Source organism: Spirilliplanes yamanashiensis (assembly GCF_016863475.1).
GTDB classification, from domain to species: domain Bacteria; phylum Actinomycetota; class Actinomycetes; order Mycobacteriales; family Micromonosporaceae; genus Spirilliplanes; species Spirilliplanes yamanashiensis.
Window position 1 is genome coordinate 137649 of record NZ_BOOY01000020.1, and the last position, 7527, is coordinate 145175.

The 7527-nt window shown below is 70.9% G+C and carries 7 protein-coding genes; 3 read left to right on the plus strand and 4 right to left on the minus strand.

The window, feature by feature from the left end; translation table 11 throughout:
* Window positions 1-58: 58 nt before the first annotated feature.
* The 4 genes from qcrB to ctaE form a co-directional block, all read right to left on the minus strand.
* Window positions 59-1684, minus strand: a complete 1626-nt coding sequence (gene qcrB, locus Sya03_RS14285; RefSeq protein ID WP_203938758.1) for a cytochrome bc1 complex cytochrome b subunit — start codon at window positions 1682-1684, stop codon at window positions 59-61.
* A complete protein-coding gene (gene qcrA / locus Sya03_RS14290) occupies window positions 1681-2802 on the minus strand; it encodes a cytochrome bc1 complex Rieske iron-sulfur subunit (RefSeq protein ID WP_203938759.1) in 1122 nt (373 codons plus the stop codon). Before qcrA ends, qcrB begins: the two co-directional genes overlap by 4 nt.
* Window positions 2799-3656: a cytochrome bc1 complex diheme cytochrome c subunit gene (gene qcrC, locus Sya03_RS14295; protein WP_203938760.1), complete on the minus strand. Its 858-nt coding sequence runs from the start codon at window positions 3654-3656 to the stop codon at window positions 2799-2801. The genes qcrA and qcrC overlap by 4 nt, the downstream gene beginning before the upstream one ends.
* Before the next feature lie 73 nt (window positions 3657-3729).
* Window positions 3730-4329 carry an aa3-type cytochrome oxidase subunit III gene (ctaE, locus tag Sya03_RS14300; protein WP_203938761.1) on the minus strand — a complete coding sequence of 200 codons (600 nt, stop codon included), beginning with the start codon at window positions 4327-4329 and terminating at the stop codon, window positions 3730-3732.
* A gap of 109 nt (window positions 4330-4438) precedes the next feature.
* Between ctaE and Sya03_RS14305 the strand changes: the two genes are divergently transcribed.
* The 3 genes from Sya03_RS14305 to trpD all read left to right on the plus strand — a co-directional run bounded on the left by Sya03_RS14305 (window position 4439) and on the right by trpD (window position 7008).
* Window positions 4439-5389: a cytochrome c oxidase assembly protein gene (locus Sya03_RS14305; RefSeq protein WP_203938762.1), complete on the plus strand. Its 951-nt coding sequence runs from the start codon at window positions 4439-4441 to the stop codon at window positions 5387-5389.
* Between the two features lie 76 nt (window positions 5390-5465).
* The gene (locus tag Sya03_RS14310; protein ID WP_203938763.1) at window positions 5466-5912 is read left to right on the plus strand and encodes a hypothetical protein; all 447 of its coding nucleotides are present in this window, start codon (window positions 5466-5468) and stop codon (window positions 5910-5912) included.
* Window positions 5913-5949: 37 nt separating this feature from the next.
* On the plus strand, window positions 5950-7008 hold the full coding sequence (trpD, locus tag Sya03_RS14315; RefSeq protein WP_203938764.1) for an anthranilate phosphoribosyltransferase: 1059 nt from the start codon (window positions 5950-5952) through the stop codon (window positions 7006-7008).
* Window positions 7009-7527: the final 519 nt, after the last annotated feature.

The following is a 7527-nucleotide window of genomic DNA, read 5'->3' on the forward strand; positions in this document are numbered from 1 at the left end:
GGAACGGCGAAGGCCCGCCGGCTGGTCGCCGACGGGCCTTCCACGTGGTGCCGAACCGCTACTGCTGGCCGCCGCTGGTGAGCTCCTTGCGCTCCTCGCGGGGCTGGACCGGCGGCATGCCCGGCGAGGTCGGCGCCTCGGCCGGCTTCTCGATCGGGTAGAAGAAGCCGCGGACGGCGGGCCCGAGGGCGCCGAGGCGGTTCATCTTCTTCGGGACGACCCAGCCCGCGTAGTCGAGCGGGACCGGGTGGCCGTGCTCGTCCACCGGGCCGAGCGGCTGGTGGACCTCGACGAACCGGCCGTTCGGCAGGCGCTTGATGATGCCCGTCTCGACGCCGTGGGCGAGCACCTCGCGGTCGTGCTGCTGCAGGCCGAGGCAGATGCGCACGGCCAGGTAGTACGCCAGCGGCGGCAGCACCAGCAGGCCGATCCGGCCGATCCACGTCATCGCGTTCAGGCTGATGTGGAACTTGTCGGCGATGACGTCGTTGCCGCCGGAGATCGTGGCGACGACGAAGAACGTGAGCGCCATCGCGCCGACGCCGGTGCGCTCGGGGACGTCCCGCGGGCGCTGCAGCAGGTGGTGCGACTTCTTGTCCTTGTAGCGCCGCGCCTCGATGAACGGGTAGAAGATCGGGCCCGTGGTGAGCGCGCCGAGGCCGACCACGGCGGGCCAGAACAGCGGCGGGATCACGTAGCCGTCGCCGATCGGGATGTCGATCTGCCAGGCCGGCATGAGGCGGACCAGGCCGTCCATGAACATGACGTACCAGTCGGGCTGGCTGGCCGACGACACCTCGGCCGCGCGGTACGGGCCGAACAGCCAGATCGGGTTGATCTGGAACAGGCCGGCCATCAGCGCCACGACGCCGAACACCAGCATGAAGAAGCCGCCCTGCTTCAGCGCGTAGCGGGGGAACATGCGCTCGCCCACGACGTTGCTGTTGGTCCGCATCGGGCCGGGCCACTGGGTGTGCTTCTGCTTGAACACCAGCGCCAGGTGGGCGCTGATCAGGCCGAGCAGGGCGCCCGGGATGAGCAGCACGTGCGCGATGTAGAAGCGGCCGATGATCAGGTGGCCGGGGAACTCTCCGCCGAAGACCGACGACGAGATCCACGAGCCGACGACCGGGATCGACAGCATGATCGCGGAGGCGATGCGCAGGCCGGTGCCGGACAGGCCGTCGTCCGGGAGCGAGTAGCCGGTGAAGCCGGCCAGGAAGCCCAGGAGGAACAGGATGAGGCCGATGGCCCAGTTGGCCTCGCGCGGCTTGCGGAACGCGCCGGTGAAGAACACGCGCGCCATGTGCACCACGATCGACGCCATGAACAGCAGCGCCGCCCAGTGGTGCATCTGCCGCATGATCAGGCCGCCGCGCACGTCGAACGACAGGTCGAGCGACGACGCGTACGCGGCCGACATCTCCACGCCGCGCAGGGCGGTGTAGCTGCCCTCGTACTCGATCTCGCGCATCGACGGGTCGTAGAACAGCGTGAGGAACGTGCCGGTCAGCAGCAGGATGATGAACGAGAACAGCGCGATCTCGCCCAGCAGGAAGGACCAGTGGTCCGGGAAGACCTTGTTCAGCAGTCTCCGGAGCGGCGTGGCGACCTGGAACCGGTCGTCGAGCTGCTTGGCGGTGGCGCCGGGCAGCGCCCCGATGTCGAGCTTTCGGCGCTTCATGGCCGCTCCCAGAAGTCGGGCCCGATGGCCTCGCGGTAATCCGACGATGCCACGAAGAAGCCTTCGTCGTCCACGGTGATGGGCAGCTGGGGAAGCCGCCGGCTGGCCGGGCCGAAGATGGGGCGGGCGTTGTCGGTGATCAAGAACTGCGACTGGTGGCACGGGCAGAGCAGACGGTTGGTCTGCTGCTCGTACAGGCTGGCGGGGCAGCCGGCGTGCGTGCAGATCTTCGAGTACGCGATGTAGTTGCCCCACATCGCGTCCTGGTTGTGCTCGTTCGGGTCGCCCGCGTTGGCCTGGCGGGCCGCCTCGGCGTCGGTGCTGCGCAGGTGGATGAGCAGGGTGGGCGAGTCGGCCCACTCGTTCGTCGCGCCGTGCGGGATGCCGGGGAACACGGTCATCTGGCCGCCGACGCTGACGTCGTCGGGCCGGATCGGCGTGCCGTCCTCGCGGGTGAGCCGCACCAGCTGCCCGTTGTTGAACGCCGGGTTGAAGCCCGTGCTGTACATCTCCGGGGTCTCGTTCTTGTGCGGGTTGCGGATCAGGCCACCGACCAGCGGGGCGGCCGCGACCAGGCCGAGCGGCGCGAGGCCGAGCGCGACGGCGCCCTTGAGCAGCGGCCGGCGCTGCACGCCCAGCTCGTCGACCGTGTAGACCATAGTCTGGCCGGTGATCTGCCGGTCCTCGTCGGTGGACATGGCCTCGTGCCGGTCCTGGATCGAGATCTCGTGCGGGAGCAGCTTCTTGGCCCACGCGAGGATCGCGAAACCGACGCACATCAGCGAGAAGCCGAGCGTGATGCCCAGCAGCGGGGTGAAGTAGTCGCTCAGCGTCCAGCCGAGCTCGAACTCCCACTCCCAGAAGATGTAGACGGCGAGGAACGCCATCGCCAGGGCGCCGGCGAGGATGAACAGCAGCGCGATGGCGCGCTCGATCCGCTTTTCCTGCTTGCTGCCCGGGTGCGGGAACTGCGACTCGTACGTGACGATCTCGATGTCGTCGCGGCGGGCGCCCTCGCGGACGATCTCGAAGCGGGTCAGGGTCGGGTCCGACAGGTCCACCGCGGGACGGTCGCCGTCCTGGGCGCCGTGGGCGCCGTGGTGCTTCACGTCGGTCATGACTTCCCCGCAATCCAGAGCGCCGAGAACGTCAGGATCACGATGCCGACGAGGAAGATCGCGACACCCTCGGTGATCGGCCCGTACCGGCCCAGGTTGAACAGGCCGCCCGGGTCCTTGTCCTCCTGCAGCTGCAGGTTGATGTAGGTGATCAGGTCGCGCTTCTCGTCCGGCGTCAGCTGGTTGTCACCGAAGACCGGCATGTTCTGCGGACCGCTGAGCATCGCGGCGTAGATCTGCCGCGGGGTGGCGTCGTTCAGGCTGGGGGCGTACTTGCCGGAGGACAGCGCGCCGCCCGCGCCGCCGAAGCTGTGGCACGAGGTGCAGTTGATGCGGAACAGCTCGCCGCCGTGGGCCATCGCCTCGGGGTCGGCCTCCGGGTCCTTGACCAGCTCGCCCTCGGGGACGACCGGGCCGCCGCCGAGCTCCTGCACGTACTGCGCGAGCTGCTGGACCTGGGCGTCGTCGAACTGCGGCGGCTTCTCCTCGGCCTGGGCCTCCTGGCGGGCCATCGGCATGCGGCCGGTGCCGACCTGGAACTCCACCGAGGCGGCGCCGACGCCGATCAGGTTGGGGCCGCGGCCCTCGACACCCCGGCCGTCGCGGCCGTGGCAGCTGATGCAGCTGTTGTCGAACAGCGCCTTGCCCTCCTGGGCGGCGGCCGACAGTTGCCGGGTGTCCTCGGCGAAGGCGCCGGGCGCGAAGACGGTGTAGACGCCGCCGGCCAGGGTGAGCGCAGCCACCATGCGGACCGCCGAGCCGAGGCGCCGGCGAGCCCTGCTGGGGGCGCCACGCCGCCGGCCGAACAGCCGCTTCAGCGGGCCGCCCCGGCCGGCGGGGGTGTCGAATGTCATGACCTGAATCCTCTGGGTGGTGAAACGCTCGTGCTCTGGACGGGACAGCGGCGCGAGGTGTGACTGATCAGGATCACTGAAGCCAGTAGATCATGGCGAACAGGGCGATCCAGACGACGTCGACGAAGTGCCAGTAGTAGGAGACGACGATCGCCGACGTGGCCTGCGCCGGGGTGAACCGGCCCATCGTCGTGCGGATCATGAAGATGATGAAGGCGATCAGGCCGCCCGTGACGTGCAGGCCGTGGAAGCCCGTCGTCAGGTAGAACATCGACCCGTAGCCGTCGCTGTTGATCTTGATGCCCTCGTGGACCAGCTCGCGGTACTCGTTCGCCTGGCCGAGCACGAAGATCAGGCCCATCACGAAGGTGATCGTGAACCACCGCCGCAGCGCGTGGACGTCGCCCTTCTCGGCGGCGAACACGCCGAGCTGGCAGGTGACCGAGGACAGCACCAGGATCACCGTGAACGTGGTCGCGTACGGGATGTTCAGCGCCTCGGTGTGCTTCTCCCACTGGCTGTAGTCCGCAGCACGGATGGAGAAGTACATCGCGAACAGCGCCGCGAAGAACATGAGCTCACTGGAGAGCCACACGATGGTCCCCACGCTGACCATGTTCGGACGCGTCAGCGAGTGGATCCGGCTCGTGTCGATGGCAGGGGCCGCAGTCACGCCGTCATTATTGCCCCGCGATCACCTCTGCGTGTCGCGGGGGGCCTAATCCGGCACTGTGTCCTGGGCGGATGGGCGGCAACCGACGCATGGGCCTAGCCTTCGGAGCGTGGAAACTGTTCTCGCCGACGGCGTGGCGCCCCCCTTCACCATCGCGCGGGTGGCGACCGAGGCCAGCCTGAACAGCTGGCTGGCGGTGCTGCTCCTGCTGGCCGGCGGGCTCTACCTGTACGGCGTCAACCGGCTGCGCCGCCGCGGCGATGCCTGGCCCGCCGCGCGCACCGCCGCGTTCCTCGCCGGCGGCCTCGGCGGCATCGCCGCGGTCACCCTCACCGGCCTCGGCGCGTACGACACCACCCTGGTCAGCGTGCACATGGTGCAGCACATGGTGCTGTCGATGGTGGCGCCGATCTTCCTGGCGCTCGGCGCGCCCGTCACGCTGGCCCTGCGCACCCTGCCGCCGGCCTGGCGCAACCGGCTGCTCGCCGTGCTGCACAGCCGCGTGGCGCGGGTGGTGACGTTCCCGCTGTTCGCGTTCGGGCTGTTCGTCGCGAACCCGTTCGTCCTGTACTTCAGCGGGCTCTACGAGGTGACGCTCACCAACAGCTTCGCGCACGAGCTCACCCACGCCCACTTCATCCTCACCGGGTGCCTGTTCTTCTGGCCGCTGATCGGCCTCGACCCGCTGCCCAACCGCTGGCCGTACCCCGGGCGCGCCCTGCTCATGGTGCTGTCCGTGCCGTTCCACACGGTGCTCGGGCTCACGATCATGCAGAGCACCACCCTGCTCGGCGGCGGCTACTACCCCAGCCTGGGCCTGGACTGGGCCGACCCGTTCACCGACCAGAAGACCGCCGGCGGCATCCTCTGGGCCGGCGGCGAGGTGGTCAGCGTCACCATGCTGGGCGTCCTGGTCCTGCAGTGGATCCGCCAGCAGGAGCGCGAGGCCCGGCGCGTCGACCGCGCCCTCGACCGGGCCGAGGCCGAGGAGCGCCGCCGGGCCGCCCCACCAGCACAATCAGCGGGTACGGCGGAGCAGGCGCCCACGACCGGGGTGTGATCTTCGCCCGCTGTGATCTGGACGGCAGCGGCCCGGTAAAGTCCGGGGGCAGCGACGAGCGTGGGAGTGGCAGTCCATGAGTGACGCACAGGCACCGCAGGCGGAGACCTTCACCGTCCTGCTCTACAGCGACGACCCCGCCGTGCGGGACCGCATCCGCATGGCCATCGGCCCGCGGCCGGCGGCCGACCTGCGCGTCGAGTTCGTCGACGCCGCCACCTGGGAGGACTGCCGCCGCCTCCTCGACGACTACGTCATCGACCTGATGGTGCTGGACGGCGAGGCCAGCCCGGCCGGCGGCCTCGGCATCGCCCGGCAGACCAAGGACGAGTACAAGGACCCGCCGCCCACCTGCGTGGTCATCGCCCGCGCGGCGGACCGCTGGCTGGCCGCGTTCGCCCAGGTCGACGCCACGCTCACGCACCCGCTCGACCCGGTGACCACCGGCACGACGATCGCCGCCATGCTGCGCGGCCGTGCCGCCGGCGAGCCCGTCCAGGGCGCCATCGGCGCCGGCGCCTGACCGCCCCTCCCCCTCTCCACCCCTCGGGAGACCCAGCATGGCCGCACCGTCCTGGCCTGCCCTGATCAGCGCGCTGCTGCGCGGCGCCGAGCTGTCCGGCGAGGACACCGCCTGGGCGATGGGCGAGATCATGGCCGGCAACGCCAGTGGCGCCCAGATCGCGGGCTTCATGATCGCGCTACGGGCCAAGGGCGAGTCCCCCGCCGAGCTGGCCGGGCTGGTCGAGGCGATGCTGGCCAACGCCACGCTCGTCCACCTGCCCGAGGAGACCCGCGCGGCCGCGGTCGACGTGGTCGGCACCGGCGGCGACGGCGCCCACACCGTCAACATCTCCACCATGGCGGCGCTGACCGTCGCCGCGGCCGGCGTCCCCGTCGTCAAGCACGGCAACCGCGCCGCGTCGTCGCTGTGCGGCACCGCCGACCTGCTCGAACACTTCGGCATCCCGCTCGACCTGGGCCCGGCCGGCGTCGCCCGCACCGTCGCCGAGGCCGGCATGGGCTTCTGCTTCGCGGCCCGCTTCCACCCCGGCATGCGCCACGCCGGCGGCGCCCGCCGCGAACTCGGCGTCCCCACCGCCTTCAACGTCCTCGGCCCCCTCACCAACCCGGCCCGCCCCCGCTCCGGCGCCGTCGGCTGCTTCGACGCCCGGATGGCCCCCGTCATGGCCGAGGTCTTCGCCCGCCGCGGCGACTCCACGATCGTCATGCGCGGCGAGGACGGCCTCGACGAGTTCTCCACCACCGCCCCGACCCGCCTGTGGGTCGTCCAGGACGGCAAGGCCACCGAGACCGTCGTCGACGCCGCCGACCTGGGCGTCCCCCGCAGCGCGCCGGGCGACCTGCGCGGCGGCGACGCCACCTTCAACGGCGCGGCCGCCCGCCGCGTCTTCGCCGGCGAGCCGGGGGCGGCGCGGGACTCCGTGGTGCTTAACGCTGGGGCGGCGTTCGCTGCCCAGGCCGGGTTCCCCGGGGGCCTGGAGGCGTCTCTGCGGGCCGGTATCGCCCGGGCCTCCGACACCCTCGACTCCGGGGCTGTTCCGGCGTTCCTGGACCGCTGGGTGGCCTCCGCCACCGCTGCTCGGGCTGCTGAATAACCCTTCGTCCTTGCGGTCGGTCGGGTTCGGGGGTGGGGTGCCTCACTCCGGGCGGTCAGGCTTGATCCCTGTGAGTCACCCCACCCCCGAACCCTTGGTCCTCTCCCGCTGAGACCAACTCACTGCCCGAAACCCACCGCGAGACCACCACCCACACCACAACGCGCCCTGCCGACACCCGCCAGGCCCCACGGCAACCCTGCTGGCCCTCACTGCCATTGGCCCCGCCTTGAGCCCGCTCCTGCCACTTCCGGACTCCCGGGCCGCCCACGGACGCTCACTACCGCCGTTGACCGCCCTTGGCCCCCTCGGCCACCTCGGCCAGCCGCGGGCCCCGGACTGTGGAAGACCCGCTAGTCCAGCCATCCCGGCCATACGGGCCTCCCCGGTCACCTCGGTCACCCCCGAGCCCGACCGTTGCCGCTGAGCCCTCAGTCGCCAGGCTGGCCGCCCTGGTAAGCCACCGCTGCGCGATGACGAGTTCAGGGTCGAGCGCTGCGCTGGCTGCTGCCCGACCAT

What these genes read in the sequence shown, in the direction of transcription:
- qcrB (WP_203938758.1), bottom strand. Translation starts at nt 1,684, where the DNA reads ATGAAGCGCCGAAAGCTCGACATCGGGGCGCTGCCCGGCGCCACCGCC.
- qcrA (WP_203938759.1), bottom strand. Translation starts at nt 2,802, where the DNA reads ATGACCGACGTGAAGCACCACGGCGCCCACGGCGCCCAGGACGGCGAC.
- qcrC (WP_203938760.1), bottom strand. Translation starts at nt 3,656, where the DNA reads ATGACATTCGACACCCCCGCCGGCCGGGGCGGCCCGCTGAAGCGGCTG.
- Sya03_RS14310 (WP_203938763.1), top strand. Translation starts at nt 5,466, where the DNA reads ATGAGTGACGCACAGGCACCGCAGGCGGAGACCTTCACCGTCCTGCTC.
- trpD (WP_203938764.1), top strand. Translation starts at nt 5,950, where the DNA reads ATGGCCGCACCGTCCTGGCCTGCCCTGATCAGCGCGCTGCTGCGCGGC.